We start from the raw sequence: 16,094 nt of genomic DNA, 5'->3' as shown, positions 1-16,094 counted from the left end.
AAGCACGATGCCAGGGATGTCGGTCTTGACCTCCGGCAGCCCATGCAAGCGATCCAAGGGACGATTCATCCGGTCGTGTATGGCATTGAGTTCGTTCTCCACTTCTTCTGGAGCATGATTGACGTCAATGCGTAGTTCCGTCACCAAACGGCGGAAGGAACGGAATGCGTGCAGTGCCAGCGTGGGCAAGGCCACCTCCTGTACAGGGTTGATAAAAAAAAAGGGGCCGCCTGCAAGGCGGCACCCTTATGACGAAGCTGCGACAACTTCGGGCTACGCCGCGACCGGCTTGCCTTCCTGCCAGCCGGCAGCCGCTTGCGCGTCGGCCTTGCCGAAGAAGGCCGGAAACTGCTGCGCGCCCTTGCGCGTGACCGACAGCGCGCGCGAATCCAGGTCCTTCGTGATCCAGCCGCGTTGCGTCAGCGCATCCAGCAAGGCCGCGCCCAGCGCGCCCCCAAGGTGCGAACGCCGTTCACTCCAGTCCAGGCAGGCGCACGCGAAACGCCGGCGGCGTTGCCGCGCTTGTGCGGCGTCCACGCCGATCTGGGCCAGCGACGCCTCGCCCAGCGGCGTCAGCACGTAATCGCGGCCCTCGGCGGCCAGCCATTGGCGGGCGAGCATCGCATCGTGGATGCGCACGGCAAGCGTGCCCGCCATGTGGTCGTAGCAGGTACGTGCCTCTCGCAACGCGGATGGCGTGTTGGGTTTGAACGGTGCGCGTTCAGCGCCGGCAACGACCAGCAAGGCCTCCAGTGCGTGCGCGACCTCGCTGTTGGCCAGCCGGAAATAGCGGTGCTTGCCCTGTACCGCCATGTCGACCAGCCCTTGCTCGCGCAGCCGCTGAAAATGACTGCTGGCCGTGGAGGCGCTGATATCGGCGGCGACGGCCAACTCGGTCGCCGTACGGGCGCGGCCGTCCAGCAAGAGGCATAGCATGCGCGCGCGGGCCGGATCGGCGATCGCCCCCGCCACGCCGGATAGGTTGATATCGGCGAACTCGGATTCCATGATTCGCTGTACACCAAAGTGTTGTGTGCAAGGCTTAAGCATACTGCGAGTCATCCTGATACGACACCCAACCCCTCCCCCCATGCCCACCCCTCACTCGTTTTTCGGCTGGAAAGTCCTTGCCGCCACCTTCACGCTAGCCGTTTTCGGCTGGGGCGTCGGCTTTTACGGTCCGCCGGTGTTCCTGCATGCCGTGGTGCAGCGCACAGGATGGAGCGTGGCGCTGGTTTCCGGCGCGGTCACGCTGCACTTCCTGGCCGGCACGGTGGTCGTCGCCAACCTGCCCCGCCTGTACCGCCGTGCAGGTGTCCCGCAAACCACGTTCGGCGGCGCGGTGCTGCTGGCGCTGGGCGTGGCAGGATGGTCGCTGGCCCAAGCCCCGTGGCAGCTGTACCTGGCCGCCGTCATCAGCGGCATGGGCTGGGTGGCCTTGGGCGCGGCAGCCGTCAACGCGCTGATCGCGCCGTGGTTCGCGAGGCGGCGGCCGGCCGCCCTGGGCATGGCCTATAACGGCGCCAGCGTCGGCGGTATCGTGTTTTCACCGCTGTGGGTCTTTCTGATCGCGCAGGCCGGATTTGCGCAGGCCGCGCTCTGTGTGGGCGCCGCGATGGTGGCGGTTATCGCCGTGCTGGCGCGCAAGGTGTTCGCCGTCACGCCGCAACAGCTTGGCCAATTGGCCGACGGCGACGACGCCGCGGTGCCGGCCGCCGTGGCAACCACTACGCAGCCCCTCGTGGGCAACCTGTGGCGCGACCGCGCCTTCCTGACACTGTCAGGCGGCATGGCACTGGGGCTGTTTGCCCAGATCGGCCTGATCGCGCATCTGTTGTCGCTGTTGGCGCCGTTGCTCGGGGCGCAGTGGGCGGGGGTGGCGATGGGCGTCGCCACGGCCGCTGCGATTGCGGGTCGCATGCTGGTGGGATGGTTGATGCCCGCCGGGGCCGACCGCCGCAAGGTGGCCTGCCTGGCCTACGCGATCCAGATCGGCGGATCGCTCACGCTGATGATGGCGTCGGACCATGGCTGGGCCGTCTGGGCAGGCGTGGTGCTGTTTGGCTCGGGGATCGGTAACGCAACGTCGTTGCCGCCCCTCATCGCGCAAACCGAGTTCGCGCGCGAAGACACTGTCCGCGTCGTGCCGCTGATCGTGGCGCTGTCTCAGGGCGCTTACGCCTTCGCGCCTGTCTTGTTCGGGTTTCTGCGCGCCGCGCTGGAAGCGACAGGGCAATCATTGGTGGGCTTTCTGGCTGTAGCCGCCTTGCTGCAAGCCGCCGCCATCGCCTGCTTTGCCGCCGGGCTGGGCGCCAGCGCCTTCAGGCCAGCCCGCCCCGCCGCGCCACCAGCCCGGCCATGACGGCGCCGCCGGCCTCGCTGGCCAGGCCTTCCGCCACGCCTTGCCGGTCGGCCGCCGTCCGGTTCTGGCTGACCTTCCATTTGCCTTCGATGCGGGAAATGGGGATCTCCACGCCAATGATGGCGCGCATCTGCGCAGCAATGAAATCGGGCGGCGCCTGATCCACGCTCCAGGGCTGTGTGCGGGCCTTTTCCTGGCTGTCGGTCAAGGCTTCCAGCTGCGCGCGCAACCACGCGGGATCATCCTGGATCACCGGCGTGCCCCACACATGCACCGCCACGAAATTCCAGGTCGGCACGACTTTGTGCGTCTCGGCCTTGGTGGCGTACCAGGACGGCGTGATGTAGGCCTGCGCGCCATGGAAGGCCACCAGGCATTCCTGGCCCGCTGCCAACTGCGCCAGTTGCGGATTGGCGCGCGCCACGTGCAGACGCAGCACGCCATGCGGACCTTCGGGATAGAGCAAACAGGGGATGTGGTTGGCCATCAGCCCGCCCTCGCCGCTGGTCATGATGACGCCTAGCGGATGGGCGCGGATGAAGTCGTGTTGAACGGCAAGGTCATCTTCTCGAAAGGCGGACGGCAGATACATGATGGGCGGTCTGTGTGCTGGGAAAAAAACAACATACCGCCTTCGTGGCTCCATGCACAGGGCCATCGGGATTCAGTTTTATGGAGCCAGGATACCGGCGGCGACATGGACGGCAGCAATCGGCCTACCGTCGGACGCGTTCGTATGCCTGGTTCATGCGGTCGCGCGCCTCAGTTTCTCGCGCGTACGCGCGGTCGTAGCTGGCCAGGCACCCCGGCGTGGGATTCGGCCATTTGATCGCGGCGATCGCTGCGGTGAGCTCGTCGCGGGCGCGCTGCCATTCCTTGACTGCGGCATACCATTCCTTGGCGGTGTCCATAGTTTCCTCCCTATGTGCACGCTTTCCATCGTAGTCCCGCCCGCGCACGCGCGCCCACCCGCGGCCACGGAAAGATGGATGAGCTCCATTTTCCGAGAGGGTTTACCCAACCTCGCCCCGGCTCCGAAGAACGCCGTGTCCCCTGAGGGGTTGATCGCGGACGCTTTCAAGCACGACAGCGATCCGCGGATCCGCGATAACATGCGCCGCCGCATCACACCGCCACCAGCGCCGCGGGGATCGATCGGGCAAGCGCCGCAAGCGGGGAACATTCCCGGCGCGCTGGCGGTCGAACTCCCGAACTTTTTCTCTTAAAAATCACGATGTGATGAATATTGACGTCAACCCTCACTTACTCACGGCCACGGCTAATGCTACTGTTCCGCCTGTGCAAGGAGTACATGCAATGGATCAGAAAACTAAGCCCTGGGCTTTTCCCAAACCCCATCCGGAAAACACCCCACGTGGTGAGCGCAACAAGCAGGAGTTCGACGCTCCCGCCGAAACCAAAAAACCTGCAACAAAACCCCGCAGCAAAAAAGAACCGCCGGCTGCGAGCCGGGTGCGTTCATGACGCTGCCAGCCTGGTCACGCGCCGCCGCTCTGGCCGCGCTGTCCTCGCTATCCCTGGCCGCCTCGGCCGCCCCCGATGTGCAGACCGGCGACCTGGTATTCCAGCAGTCCCTGTCGGCGCAAAGCCTGGCCATCCAGCAAGCCACGCACTCTCCCTACAGTCACATGGGCATGATCGTGACGCGTCAAGGCCGCCCCTACGTGCTGGAGGCGGCGGCGCAGGTGAGCTATACGCCGCTTGACCAATGGGCCGCGCGGGGCGAACGCGGCCACTACGTTGTCAAGCGCCTGCGCGATGCCTCGCGGCTGACGCCCGCTGCGCGTGAACGGCTGGCGGCGGCGGGGGCTGCTTATGAGGGCAAGCCTTATGACCTGGTGTTCGCCTGGTCGGACGACAAGATCTACTGTTCGGAGCTTGTCTGGAAGATCTATCAGCGCACGCTGGGCGTAGAGATCGGCGCGCTTGCGCCGCTCAAGCGCTTTGACCTGAGTTCACCGGCCGTGCAGTCCAAGATGCGGGAACGGTACGGCAAGGACATCCCCTGGGATGAGCCCATCATCTCGCCGGCGGCCATGTACGAATCGGACCTGCTGGCAACGGTCGCCGACCGCTGACTCTTCCGGGAGCCTTTGATCTCCATGGCCGCGTCTCTCTTGATTGGTATCGTCATCACATTGACTGCCGCATGGGGCGCGCTGGCGCTGTGGATACGCGCGCCGGTGCCGCGCGTTGGGCGAGGCGCGCTGACATTGGCCTGGCTGGCATCGGCGCTTGCCGCCATCGCCGCGTTCGCATGGCCTGCCTGGCAACCCGCCTGGTATGTGTTTGCCGTGGCCGCCGTCGCGTTGCTGGTGTGGTGGCACACCCTGCGCGCGTCCAACGACCGCGACTGGATACCCGAAGTCGCGCGGCAGACGCATGGCGAGATCGACGGCAACCAGGTCACGCTGCACAACGTGCGCAATTTCGACTGGCGCACCCGCACCGACTTCACGCCGCGTTGGGAAACACGACACTACGCGCTGGACGAGCTGCAATCCGTGGATGTGGCGCTGTCCTACTGGAACCGCCCCGCCATCGCCCACGCCTTGGTGTCATTCGGCTTTGGCCACGATCGCCACGTGGTGTTCTCGGTAGAGATCAGGCGCAAGCAGGGCGACCTGTTCTCGGAGATCGGCGGCTTTTTCAAGCAATACGAACTGAGCGTCATCGCGTCCACCGAAGAAGACAGCCTGCGCGTACGTACCAACGTGCGCGGCGAAGACGGCTACCTGTACCGCATCCACATGCCGTTGGATGCCGCGCGTTCGCTGTTCCTGGCGTATGTGGACAGCGCCAACCGGCTACGGCATACCCCCCGCTTCTACCACACGCTGACGGCCAACTGCACGACCATCGTGTTCAAGATGGCGCGGCGCATTGTGCCGGGTCTGCCGCTGGACTTTCGGCAACTGGCGTCGGGTTATCTGCCGGAGTACCTTTACGATCTGCAAGTGCTGCGCGGCGCCGACAACGCCGGGCAATACCGCAGGCTGGGCCGCTACACCGAGCGCGCCCGCGCCAACGCAACGCCCGCGACGTTTTCGCGGGACATCCGGCATGGCTTGCCGGGGATTGACGCCCAGTAAACGACCGCGATGACCACGTTCATGGACCCGACGCTGCGCGGCAGCGGAAAAATCACCGGCGTGTTCTTCAGCGCGGAACAAGACGTGGTGGCGGTCGCTTCGGAATTCGCCTTGCTGGCCAACCCGCGCGCCCGCGCCGCCTACGGAGGCCGGGCGATGCGCTATCGCGTCGCGCTATACCGCCGCGACGCCCCGGCCCCCTTCGCTGCCTTCGACGACCTGCGGCTTCCCGTTAACGACGTCGCCTTCCACCCCGGCAGCACGATGCTGGCCATTGGCGCGGGCATTTATGACGGCGGCTTTCTATTCGAGGGCGATCTCATCGTCTGGGATTGGCGGCACGCGCACGCCCGCCGCCCGTTCAAGCATGTGCCTGAAGTGGTGCGGTGCCGCTACAACGCGGCGGGAGACCAAGTGGAAGCCTGGGTGCGTCCGTGGGACGAGGAATGGGGCCTGCCGTCCGACGATCCCGACGCGGCGTTCGACACCTTGTACATCGTGCACGCAACGGTGCCGGATACATCAAGCGCCGACTTCCACCCGACGGACCTGGAGCTGGATCCGACGCACATCGCGCCCCGCGATGAACCACCGGCCGACCTGCGAACACCCGAAACGCGCCTGATGGAATGGTTCGGCATCAGCCATTGGACAAGCCGGGGCGCCATTAAAGACGTCGCCTGGCTAGACGAAGACCGCTTCGCCGTCGCGCACGAAGGCTGCCTGCTTGAAATCTATCACCGCAATGGAGATCGAATCGCCGCCTACGACGGCCCGGGGCACGGCGCGGAGATCCTGCGCGGCGCGGGGGTTCACGTCCATGTCGTAGAGACGGCGGATCATCCTGCCAGCTACGGCCGACAGGACTCGCGGCTGTACACGTTGACGGACGACGGACTGCGCCAGACGCGGGCCTACGACGGCGAGTTCACCTTTTCGGCCACGCCGCAAGGCGCGCTGCTGGGCCGTCAGAACCGCTTTCGGGTGGCGGGCGGCCGTGCCCGGGATGTGCTGGTGGACCTGGTTTCCGGCCAGGAACAGCATCTTGATCTGGGTCATTTCGATTGCTTCAACCACTACATCGGCATACGCGGCGCGCCCTGGCTTTTCTTCTTGCAGGGCACGCCGGCCAGTTCACACGAACACAAATGGCTATGCATCGCCCAGCCTGACGGGGCCGTGCGCCGGCTCTGGCCCCTGCTGGCTCCCCACCGCAGCCCCGCCAGCCATGCGATGGAACTTTGCGGCTGCTACGTCGACGACGCGCTGGGCGCGGGCGTGATCGTCTGCGGCAAGCACTACTCGCCCACCGTCGACAACGCCTACGCGGGCTTTCTCTATCGCAAGCCGCTGGATCGCAACCGCGAGCTCTGGCGCCTGCCCACGCGCGCATCGGCCAGCGCCGTTGTCCATCTGCCGGAGGCCAACCTGATCGCGGCGGCGTTCCTGGATGGAGGCCTGCAACTGATCGATGCGCAGACAGGCGCGCTGCGGCTGGACGCCCGCGTGCGCCTGGACGGCGTGCCCACCCTGATCATGGCCATGGACGCCGCCGGCGGCACGCTGCTGGCGGGTACCGTGGACGGCAGAATTGCGGTGGTCGAAGCCAGCGCGCTATGCGCCCGCGCAACGGACCGCCCGCCGGAGATGCCTGGCATGGTGGATCTGGACTGAGTCTGGCGCGCCGCCTAGACCGTCCAGGCCACCACCTTGTTCCGGCCAGACGTCTTGGCCTGATAGAGCGCCTGGTCCGCGCATTTCAGGACGGTGGCCGAGTCGCTCCCATCGTCCGGCCAGCGCGCCGTGCCGATCGAGATGGTGACGTGGCCCACCTCGCCCGGCATCCGATGCGCCTGGATCGCTTGCCGAATTCGCTCGGCGACGTCCCTGGCCGCTTCCTTGGATGCGCCGGGCATCAGCACCAGGAATTCTTCCCCACCGACCCGGCAGGCAGCATCATCTGCCCTGACCGAGTCGCGCATGATATCCGCCAACGCCATCAACACCTGGTCGCCCGACGCGTGGCCGAAGGTGTCGTTGACGCGCTTGAAATGATCCAGATCCAGCGCCAGCACCGCGAAAGGCTCACGCGTCGACATCAAGCGCGAGATTTCGCTGGCGACGCCTCGGCGATTCAACAGCCCCGTCAACGGGTCCGTCATGGTTTCGGCATTCAGCTTGCCAATCTGTTGCTGGTGCAGCGCCATCGTGAAGCCAACCGCTTCCCGCAGTTGTTCAGCCTCGAAGTAGTTTGCCTTTGCCGACTGGATCAACGGCCCCGCTTTCGCATCGTCGCCAGACTTCATCGCACGCGCCAGGATGGCCAACGGCCGCGCAATCCAATACCCCATCGCGGACACCATCAGCAGCATGACGATCGCGGCAGGAATCGAATACCAGAATATTTGCCACATCAGCCCGTGCAATGGCTCCAGCGTCGCCACTACAGGCCGCTGGACCACCACGCCCCAGCCGCCCTGGCGCATGCGCGCATATCCGGCCAGCATCTCCGCGCCCACACTGTTGGTGACCGGCATCGAGCCCGACTCGCCACGCAGCAACGCCTGCACGACGTGGTTGTTGCGCTGGTCCGTCCCGATCCACTTCTGCTCATGGTGGTACAGGATCTTGCCGTCCGCGCCGACCACATAGACATAGGAACCATCGCGGTAAAAGTGCTCCTGCAGCAGCTTGTCCAGTTCGGTGTTGCGCTGAAGATAGATCGCCGCGCCGACAAACCCCAGGTACTTGCCCTTCACGTCCCTGATCGGCTCCGTCAGGACGACCGTCCAGATACCCTGCAAGGACAGGAAGGGCGGCGTCACATTTCGCTCTTGCGCCACGCCCCGAAGGTCTATCCTGGAAGTGCTAGCGCCCTGCGCTTGCGCACCTGGCAGCAGCGTCGCGTAGCCGATCATTTTGCCGGTCGCATCCACCATACCCGCCGCGATGACGCCGTCCGTCTGCGCGGCCAAACGCAGGGCCTCTTCGTCCAGCGCCTTCGGGCTGTCGATGATCCTGGGCACCCGATGGGCACTGGCTTTCAGCTGCTGTTGGAGCGAGCTGATGTATAGGTCGACCACCTCGGCGAGTTTCACCGCATAGGCGCGGTTCGCCTCCAACGTCGTGGCGACAAGTTGCTCTTTCTGCACGTTGTATGCCGCAAACAACGCATTGGCGAAGGCCACTGTGGCGCTGAAGACGGACAGGGCGACGATAAGATGCAACAACGTGATCCTGGGCTTGCGCAAGCGGCCTCCTGATGTCCCGTACTGAAATGTCGTGGACCGAACCCATCCGGCCCACTTTTTTTATCAGATACGTTCTAGCATCCCGCACGCGGATCATCCATCGGGACAAGCGCAGCATGAATCAAAAAACAACAGGTCGACATCAAGCCCTTGCGTCCGGGCGCTAACCCTTCTCCACGGCGGCGACGGCAGCCGGCGTGGCGCGGAACGAGACGCCCAAACGGTTGAACGCGTTCATCAGCCCGATCGCATAGGTCAGGTCGGCAAGCTCCTTCGCGCTGAACGCTGCCGCCGCGGCGGCGTAGTCTTCGTCGGGTACGCCGGTTTCAGACACACGCGTGACGGTTTCAGCCCAGGTCAGCGCCGCTCGCTCGCGGCTGCTGAATACCGACCCGGCTTCGTGCCAGACCGGCACCAGCACCAACTTGTCGACGGCCAGGCCTGACTTGATCAAATCGCGGGAATGCATGTCGATGCAATAGGCGCAGCCGTTGATCTGCGAGACCCGCAAATAAACAAGGTCGATCAGCATTTTCGGCAAGCCGCATTTCTGCAGGTAGGCATAGACGGCGCCAAAGGCTTTGTAACCGTCGGGGGAGGCACTGGCGTAATCAAGGCGGGCAGTCATGGGGGGCCTGGGGATGGGGGTAAAGCGCTATCGTGCGCTTTCTTGGACCATAACCATAGGGCCATAATCGACATTAGCGACTAGACCATGCCTCACCGCCCTTGGCACAGGGCCCGCCAGGTCGCATTTCCGTCCCGGATCTGCCGCCGGATCTCGGCGGGCGTGGCATCCACTTGCGCAGTATTGCTGAAATAGACCGGCCGCGCGTGCTCACAGTATTCAACGCCCACCCGGGCCGGCGCCGCGCACCCAGTCACGCTTAAGCTCATCAGCAATAGCCGCGTCATCCAGGCGCGCCGTCTCGTCCTGCACATGTTTCACCTCCTGGCGGGCGCGATGGGCCTGCCGGTTGATCTGGTCGTCACGATCTTCACGCTCGGCGCTGCGTCCCGCTGCACGTCCCCGCACATACGCCACGACCAGCAGCACGATCGCCCCGCAAACGGCCATTGCGCCAGCGTTGAGACGCTTAAGCCATGCGAACATATCGCTCTCCCGTCGCGGCAACGGCCTGGGCATGCAGCGCAGGCCATGTCTGCGGATGCGGTTTGCCCGGACGCCACGTCCGCAAGTAAAGCGACCAGGCGCCCGACGAATCACCGGCTGTAGGCAAGGGCTTGGCGTCGGTCCAGAGCAGCAGGCGCGCGAAGGCGCAGGCGAGCACATCGTCGGTCTCCAATACCGGATAGACAGCCTCTGCTGCCGGCGCAACTCCGCGGGCCGCGCAGACCAGCCGTGCCGCATCCCTGCTGGCCGGATGCGCCAGCACGCCGCGCACGCCGCCCCCCTGTTCGAACTGCCAGAATCCCCGCGCCGGGCCGCCGATCTGACGGCGGTGCAGGAATCGGCTCTCTTGCAGGCCGATCGCCAGCAGCATGACGCGCGCCTCTGGCGAGTCCATCCGCGCGGGCAACAGCGTCAACGCCGGATCCATGGCGGTTCGAGTGATCACGTCAAGGTCCATGCCTGTCTCCCCCGTCCCGCCTTTCGCCCCGCCTTTCGCCCCGCCCTTCGCCCCGCACGTTGGCGCGCACTTCCGCCAGCCACGCCAGCACGCCCTTCTGCCGCATGCTGGCCATCCAGCGCATATAGGCGCCCAGCACCCACCATGCCGGCAAGCCCGCTAGCAGCATGCTGGGGCCAAGCACGTAGAACTTTGCAAGCAAGGCGTCATCGCTGCCCGCGCCGTGATGCGCCAGCCAGGTCATGGCATCCATCAGCCCGGGCTTCCAGGCGATGACTGCGCCGGCCAGCGCGGGCCCGAACAGGAAGGAACACGCCACGGTGGATACCGTACGCACGGTGAATTCCCTGACATTGCGCGGCGGCATGATCAAGAGGCCCAGCATGGCGGTAATCGCTGCAGGGATGCCGTATGCCATGGCGACCTTCAAGGCGGCGAGGCCTCCCAGGCCTGTAGAACCGGGTTCCATAGAGGGGTTGCTCCTGTAGAGGGTGTGCAGGATTGCCTCCTGTAGGGACGAAAAAAAGCCCGCGTTCTGCGGGCTGGCGGATTAGCACATCGTCGACGCGATGATCCAGTCAGCCGGGCACGGCCGGCCATTCGGCTTTCTGGTCCGTAGGATCGACGCGTGATACTTCCACGCGATAGCGCCTCCATCGCTGCAGTAGGTCCAGTTCTTCCGGCGTGGCCATATCCAAGCTTTGAGCCTCTTGAAGCAGCACGATCTGCTGAAACGCGTAAGCCAGTTTTTCCGCCTTTTCCGCGAGCCGCTGGCGCGTAATTTCAGCGGCAAGCAGTGATTCATCAGGAATCCAGGCCGAGCCACTCCAGACACTCCAGTCGTTGGGACGCGCCTCGAGCGTCAACCATTCCGGAAATGGGCCAATGCCGTCGTATCGTTGCCCGTTGATCTCTGCGCCAAGGTGATACGGTTGACCGTCATTGACGGAGTAAAGCGTGCGCTGCCGAAGATCTTCCACACTGGTCCAACCGCCCCCCTCTGCAGGGCGATAAAGCCGCCCGAACTCCAGCGTATCCGGCGGATCGCGGTCTATGGCGCCCCCCGGAATCAGATAGTGTCCGGGCTCATCGAGAGGAGAGCTGTCAGCCATGACCGGCCCTATGAAGTAACCCATCTCGTCCAACTGAGATACTCGCTTTTGCGGCCCAATATTTTCCATAATCGCCTCTTCGTTCGTTCCACTTTCCTTCATATGGCCTCCGTTCAGTATTTGATGCATGCCAAAAGGGCAATATTCCGTGGTCGCGATTCGTTGCCTCCGTCGTACTGGATGGCGATGTTCGTCTTGCTGCTGAACGTGTTTGGCATAATGGGGTCGTCCACGGAGAAATGACTTGAGTTGTCGGTCCCGCGGTCAGTGTCCATCGTGTTCACCGGCACCTGATAATTCAGCAGATGAACATGGCCGGGGTCCACGACGCCGTGAACGTGTGCCAAATTCTGGCTACCCTGAAACGTTCCTAACGCACGGCTGGCATCTCCACCACGTCCGTCATCCCACCCTCGCAGAAATTCTGCGCGCAAGTCGGGCAGCACAAAAGTGGTCGTCCCGTTACCCGCGCCCCAGGTTGTGCCAATAGAGGTAAAAAGAGCGGCGTAAGTTGTGCGCGAAACAGTCGCTCCATTCGCCTTCAACCAACCAGCGGGTGCAGTCGCACGCCCAAAATAGGCGACCATGCCGGCCCAGGCATTAATGGAGTTACTGTCGACGGTCACGATCTCTTTCCAGCCTGACCATACGCCGCTGTAGTAACCCCGGCTAAAAATTGCACCCGTGTTGTAGACCGTGTATTTCTGTGTCGCAATCTGGGTTCCCCCCGATTCGACCAGAAGCGTTCCTGCCAGGGAAATGGGATAGTTGCGCGCCAAAGTGGCATTGGCATTTGTGGACTGACCGTAGAAGCCCGGAGCCATCACAGCGTTCAAATCCAGAGTTCCCAGTGGGTTATCGGCACCGAGACCGAATGCACTACCCACCGTAAGAATCCGACCTGGTGTAATGTCGTTCGGCGTCGCCTGCGTGTCCAACTCATGGGAATGGCTTGTCGTCGTCACGGCGTTAGTAGTTGCCGCAGTCAGTCGAGAAGGCATGCCAAGCGACAGCGTACGATTTGCCGCCAACGTGCCCCCCCCGCTCAGCCCGTTCCCAGCGACAATGGACACAGCCGCATTGGCCTTCAAGTTCATCGCGTCCTGCAACCCGTTGACCCGCGCGATATCAGCACGCCCAAACGCGAGATTGCCACCCGCTAGCGTCTGCGACACAGTTTCAAATGCGGTAACCGGCTCGACTTTCCAGCCGGCACCCCATGCTGCGAGCGTGGCCCCCGCCGTGTTGTACTTGGCCAGGACTTCGGACACCGTCACGCTCGGATACGACCAGGACTTGGTCGTCTCACCCAGCCAAATGCATAAGCTGCCCGTCGCGTCCGCACCGAATCGGACGGGAAGATCGGACACTGCGCTCCCTGCCAATATCGTCGCGCCGCAACGCCCCCACACCTTCGTCGTCTGAACGTAGCCGTGAATCAAAAGGGAAACGGGCGGCACCCCATCCAAGTATTCGAATATGTCGACACGAAGGCGCAGCATCGTATTTTCCCCGATAGCGGCCGCAGGCAACGTGATCTTCATCGCGCCAGCGACCGTCGCAGTGTGGGACGAATACCCGCCGCCATCAGGCAACAGCACATGCGCCGTGCGCGCCGACGACACATTCAAGCCATACTGCGCGCCAATCGACGCCCCCGCCCCCAGCAACACGGGGCCGGTGACGTCACCACCGGCCTTCGGCAAGGCCTGGATATCCTCCAAAACCTGCGCCGGCGTGCGCGACGACAATGCACCGGTGCCAGCTCCGAGCAGATAAGCCCCAGCCGCCACCGTCGCGACACCCGTGCCGCCTCGTGTCACCGGCAACGTCCCGACATTCGCCTTCGACACGTCCAACGCGGTCACATTAAGCGCCACATTGCCCGATCCATCGAAACTCACGCCGCTCGCCGTCGCTCCGCCCGTGACCGAAAACGTGCGTGCAGTGGCCAGCTTCGTCGCGGTCGCGGCGTTGCCGACGGCGATCTCTCCTGCGGCCGACACGCGCCCTTTTGCATCCACCGTAAAGGTCGGCACTGCGTTCGCGTTGCCGTAGCTGCCCGCCGTGACGCCGCTGGGGCTTAACGTCAGCCCCAACGACAGGTTGGCCGAGCCGTCGAACGATCCGGAGCCGGTCGCGTCGCCCGTGGTGGCGATGGTTCGAGGGGTCGCCAGTTTCTGCGCCGCGCCCGCCGTCAACGTCGAGGCGGTTCCCGACAAGCGCGCCACCGGTACCGTGCCTGCTTTCAGGTTCGTGGCGTTTAGATTCTGTTGCGCGTAACTCAGCGCATCAAGGCTCGTGGCCGCCAGCGGCCGGCCCGTCACCGCGGCGAGTCCGTCAAGCTGCTTGTAAAGCCACGCCAGGCGTTCGTCGGTCGTTTGCTGGACCTTGTTGAACTGTTCAACGGAAGGCGGAACGGATCCGATGAACGACCAACCCGTCTTGTACTGCAGGTCGGTGATGCCTTCGGTCAGGCCGTTTTGCGCCCAGGTCGATTTGAAGAGGTCGAAGAAAGTAGGGTCTGCCATCAGTAGATACCTCGCGCCAGCACGCCGACGCCAAAGCCAAAGAAACCTTGCTCGCGGAAGCCGAAGGGCTTTTCGGTCGAGCCGGTGATGAGTTGCACGCCGACGCCGGCGGCTTGGGGCACCCACTTGTAGGGGTTGGCCATGAGTGGGTCATTAGGACCGGGAATCCGGCTGACCCAGATACGGATCTTTGCGTTGCCTGCGTTTTGCACGAGGACGCGGCTCACGTCGAAAATCGGCTTGAGCGAACGGGCGATCTCCGGCGTGGTGCCGTGCCCGTTGTTCAAGGCGATCTTCCAATACAGCAGCTTGCGGTACTCGGTATCCAGCAGCGTGGTCGAACCCGCAACCGGCTGCTCGTTGGCACGCCGGAAGCGGGCGTCCGCGAAGCCGCCGACATTGGGTTGTCCCTGGAACCCGAAGAAGCGGATGTAGATCGCTTCGTCGATCACCCGGGGCAAGCCCACGATCTCGCCGATGCCGTCCAGCTGCCTGCCCACCGCCGTATCCAGCCAGCGATCTTCGTACAGCGCGCGCAACGCGCCTTGCAGCCCGTCCGCCGGTTTGAGCAGTGCCTTGACCAGCGCCTCCAGCCGCCGCTTGGCTTGAAACTGGCCCAGCCAATGACTCCAGGCGATCTGCCCATGGTTCTGGTGCAGATCCATCACGTCACCCCGATGCGCGACAGGTCAAACGCGGCCACCTGGAAATCCTGGATCGCCACGTTAGCTGCGCGAAAGTCGGCGGGTGCCGGCGTGAAGGCCGGGTTCGTCGAGAACGCCAGTGCCAAGTCCACAGAAGCCAGCCCCGGCGTGCGAAAGATCGCGCCGTAAAGCCGCTGCAAGATGACGTCTTCGCCGATGCCGAAACCCTCGCCCACCGACGCCAGGCTCTGGGCGATGCGCTGAAAACCGTCGGGCGGAAAAGCTTGCTCGGACGGAGGCAGCAGCGTCGTGGCGCAGCGCACCCAGAGGTAGACGCGTTCAGGCCGGTCGAAGCGGATCAGATGGTTGGCGCCGTCCTCATCCTTAACGACGACCTGGCGTTGACCATGGGTGTCGATGCCCGCCGCCACCACGCGAAAGATGGCGTCGGCCACCTCGTCGTCCAGGCCGCCATCGGCCACCACGTGCACGCTGTGCGGCGGTCGGCCCAACGCGTCGGGCACGTCGGTGCTGTTCATGAAAACTTTCACGACGCGCACGCCCGCCACGCGGTCGCGCACGTTGGGCGCGATGCTGGGCAGCGTGGCCGCACCCAAGCGGAACAGGCCGGTCGTATAGCGCGCCCGCAGCTGGGCGGCGTTTTCCGCCAAACGTCCCGCCACGCCTGCTTGCAGGTTGCCGACGGCGTCCCAGCCGTCGACCTGCGTGACGATGCCGTTCAGATCGCCCACGGCGGCGCCTTCGTCGGACGCGTCTACCGTGCTCATCAGGCCAGGCGATCCCAGACGAACCAGGGACAAGCCGCCGGACCACGCGAAGGATGCCGCTTGCCGCCCGTCCGTGTGCAGCCGCACCGAGACGCCGTCGCTGGACACCGCAAGCCCGCTGGCGGTCAGCGCCGCTACCAAGCCCGCCAGCACCTGGGGCAAATTCGCCGTGGCGCCGCTGGTGTAGGCGTAATCCGCGCCGTCGATCGACACGGTATATGCCGTCCGCGGGGCGACGGCCGGTTGCAGCGTTACGTCCGCCGCGGCGCCCGGCAGGATTTGCACGGCGCTGTCCAAGGCCCAAAGGTTCTGGCTGACGCGATGCCGCACCTGCGCACCGGCCGGCACCGTGGTTCCAGCGCCGCCATACAGCACCACATAGGCCCGCGAGGGCTCGTCTCGATAGCGCGACACGCCGGTAAACGACACGGAGCGGTCCAGCGAAACGCCCGTCGCCGACCCCGGATACATGGCGTAGTAGACGCCTTCGGCCTGCTCCCACAACGTGGCTTCGCGTTCCGCGAACGTGTCGATCAGCAGGCCGGTAATACTGTCCGGGCGGGTTTCCACCGCCCCATTGAATCCGGCCGATTGCATGCGAGCGCGCAAGTCGGCCACGATTTCCTGACGGATTTCGGGCAGGCGCGGTCGGACGAACCCGTCCGGTGTGACACCGTAGGCCATAGTTACCTCGACAAAAA

At 64.4% G+C, this 16,094-nt stretch carries 18 protein-coding genes and 1 pseudogene; 6 read left to right on the top strand and 13 right to left on the bottom strand.

Annotated features, from left to right (window positions below):
- Together ACE039_RS29200 and ACE039_RS29195 are read right to left on the bottom strand one after the other, a co-directional pair.
- A pseudogene (locus tag ACE039_RS29200) lies at positions 1–195 on the bottom strand (N-acetyltransferase); the annotation flags it as partial.
- Positions 196–273: 78 nt separating this feature from the next.
- Positions 274–1,008 (bottom strand): ArsR/SmtB family transcription factor, encoded by a 735-nt coding sequence (locus ACE039_RS29195; RefSeq protein ID WP_485824078.1) that lies wholly within the window; start codon positions 1,006–1,008, stop codon positions 274–276.
- Between the two features lie 82 nt (positions 1,009–1,090).
- On the opposite strand from ACE039_RS29195, the gene ACE039_RS29190 reads away from it, so the two are divergent.
- Positions 1,091–2,362, top strand: a complete 1,272-nt coding sequence (locus ACE039_RS29190) for an MFS transporter (protein ID WP_485824077.1) — start codon at positions 1,091–1,093, stop codon at positions 2,360–2,362.
- Here ACE039_RS29190 and ACE039_RS29185 read toward each other — a convergent pair.
- A complete protein-coding gene (locus tag ACE039_RS29185) occupies positions 2,322–2,954 on the bottom strand; it encodes an FMN-binding negative transcriptional regulator (RefSeq protein ID WP_448711576.1) in 633 nt (210 codons plus the stop codon). The genes ACE039_RS29190 and ACE039_RS29185 overlap by 41 nt on opposite strands.
- 124 nt (positions 2,955–3,078) lie before the next feature.
- Positions 3,079–3,273, bottom strand: a complete 195-nt coding sequence (locus tag ACE039_RS29180; RefSeq protein ID WP_105557440.1) for a hypothetical protein — start codon at positions 3,271–3,273, stop codon at positions 3,079–3,081.
- A gap of 78 nt (positions 3,274–3,351) precedes the next feature.
- Here ACE039_RS29180 and ACE039_RS29175 point away from each other — a divergent pair, with 78 nt between their 5' ends.
- The 5 genes from ACE039_RS29175 (at position 3,352) to ACE039_RS29155 (ending at position 7,149) form a co-directional block, all read left to right on the top strand.
- Positions 3,352–3,588, top strand: coding sequence for a hypothetical protein (locus ACE039_RS29175; protein WP_485824076.1), 237 nt, complete (start codon positions 3,352–3,354; stop codon positions 3,586–3,588).
- Between the two features lie 91 nt (positions 3,589–3,679).
- Complete coding sequence (locus tag ACE039_RS29170; RefSeq protein ID WP_199196813.1) at positions 3,680–3,847, top strand: hypothetical protein; 168 nt, start codon at positions 3,680–3,682, stop codon at positions 3,845–3,847.
- Complete coding sequence (locus tag ACE039_RS29165; RefSeq protein ID WP_485824075.1) at positions 3,844–4,461, top strand: YiiX family permuted papain-like enzyme; 618 nt, start codon at positions 3,844–3,846, stop codon at positions 4,459–4,461. Before ACE039_RS29170 ends, ACE039_RS29165 begins: the two co-directional genes overlap by 4 nt.
- 24 nt (positions 4,462–4,485) lie before the next feature.
- Positions 4,486–5,475 carry an Lnb N-terminal periplasmic domain-containing protein gene (locus tag ACE039_RS29160; RefSeq protein WP_485824074.1) on the top strand — a complete coding sequence of 330 codons (990 nt, stop codon included), beginning with the start codon at positions 4,486–4,488 and terminating at the stop codon, positions 5,473–5,475.
- Between the two features lie 9 nt (positions 5,476–5,484).
- Positions 5,485–7,149 carry a hypothetical protein gene (locus ACE039_RS29155; RefSeq protein ID WP_485824073.1) on the top strand — a complete coding sequence of 555 codons (1,665 nt, stop codon included), beginning with the start codon at positions 5,485–5,487 and terminating at the stop codon, positions 7,147–7,149.
- Positions 7,150–7,163: 14 nt separating this feature from the next.
- On the opposite strand, the gene ACE039_RS29150 is transcribed toward ACE039_RS29155, so the two are convergent.
- The 9 genes from ACE039_RS29150 to ACE039_RS29110 all read right to left on the bottom strand — a co-directional run bounded on the left by ACE039_RS29150 (position 7,164) and on the right by ACE039_RS29110 (position 16,077).
- A complete protein-coding gene (locus ACE039_RS29150) occupies positions 7,164–8,726 on the bottom strand; it encodes a sensor domain-containing diguanylate cyclase (RefSeq protein WP_448711584.1) in 1,563 nt (520 codons plus the stop codon).
- A 163-nt stretch (positions 8,727–8,889) separates the two neighbouring features.
- A complete protein-coding gene (locus ACE039_RS29145; RefSeq protein WP_485824072.1) occupies positions 8,890–9,354 on the bottom strand; it encodes a carboxymuconolactone decarboxylase family protein in 465 nt (154 codons plus the stop codon).
- A gap of 219 nt (positions 9,355–9,573) precedes the next feature.
- Entirely contained in the window at positions 9,574–9,840 is a 267-nt protein-coding gene (locus ACE039_RS29140) for a hypothetical protein (RefSeq protein WP_313457173.1), read from the bottom strand.
- On the bottom strand, positions 9,824–10,318 hold the full coding sequence (locus tag ACE039_RS29135) for a hypothetical protein (protein ID WP_485824071.1): 495 nt from the start codon (positions 10,316–10,318) through the stop codon (positions 9,824–9,826). Before ACE039_RS29135 ends, ACE039_RS29140 begins: the two co-directional genes overlap by 17 nt.
- Positions 10,308–10,787, bottom strand: a complete 480-nt coding sequence (locus tag ACE039_RS29130; protein ID WP_485824070.1) for a hypothetical protein — start codon at positions 10,785–10,787, stop codon at positions 10,308–10,310. The genes ACE039_RS29135 and ACE039_RS29130 overlap by 11 nt, the downstream gene beginning before the upstream one ends.
- Before the next feature lie 109 nt (positions 10,788–10,896).
- The gene (locus ACE039_RS29125; RefSeq protein WP_485824069.1) at positions 10,897–11,559 is read right to left on the bottom strand and encodes a tail fiber assembly protein; all 663 of its coding nucleotides are present in this window, start codon (positions 11,557–11,559) and stop codon (positions 10,897–10,899) included.
- Positions 11,544–13,961: a tail fiber protein gene (locus ACE039_RS29120; protein ID WP_485824068.1), complete on the bottom strand. Its 2,418-nt coding sequence runs from the start codon at positions 13,959–13,961 to the stop codon at positions 11,544–11,546. The genes ACE039_RS29125 and ACE039_RS29120 overlap by 16 nt, the downstream gene beginning before the upstream one ends.
- The gene (locus tag ACE039_RS29115; RefSeq protein WP_313457186.1) at positions 13,961–14,626 is read right to left on the bottom strand and encodes a baseplate wedge 1 family protein; all 666 of its coding nucleotides are present in this window, start codon (positions 14,624–14,626) and stop codon (positions 13,961–13,963) included. Before ACE039_RS29115 ends, ACE039_RS29120 begins: the two co-directional genes overlap by 1 nt.
- Positions 14,626–16,077 (bottom strand): hypothetical protein, encoded by a 1,452-nt coding sequence (locus ACE039_RS29110; RefSeq protein ID WP_448711594.1) that lies wholly within the window; start codon positions 16,075–16,077, stop codon positions 14,626–14,628. Before ACE039_RS29110 ends, ACE039_RS29115 begins: the two co-directional genes overlap by 1 nt.
- Between the last annotated feature and the right edge of the window lie 17 nt (positions 16,078–16,094).

The organism is Achromobacter maghribensis (genome assembly GCF_057334215.1).
This window is presented reverse-complemented; position numbering and strand designations above follow the sequence as displayed.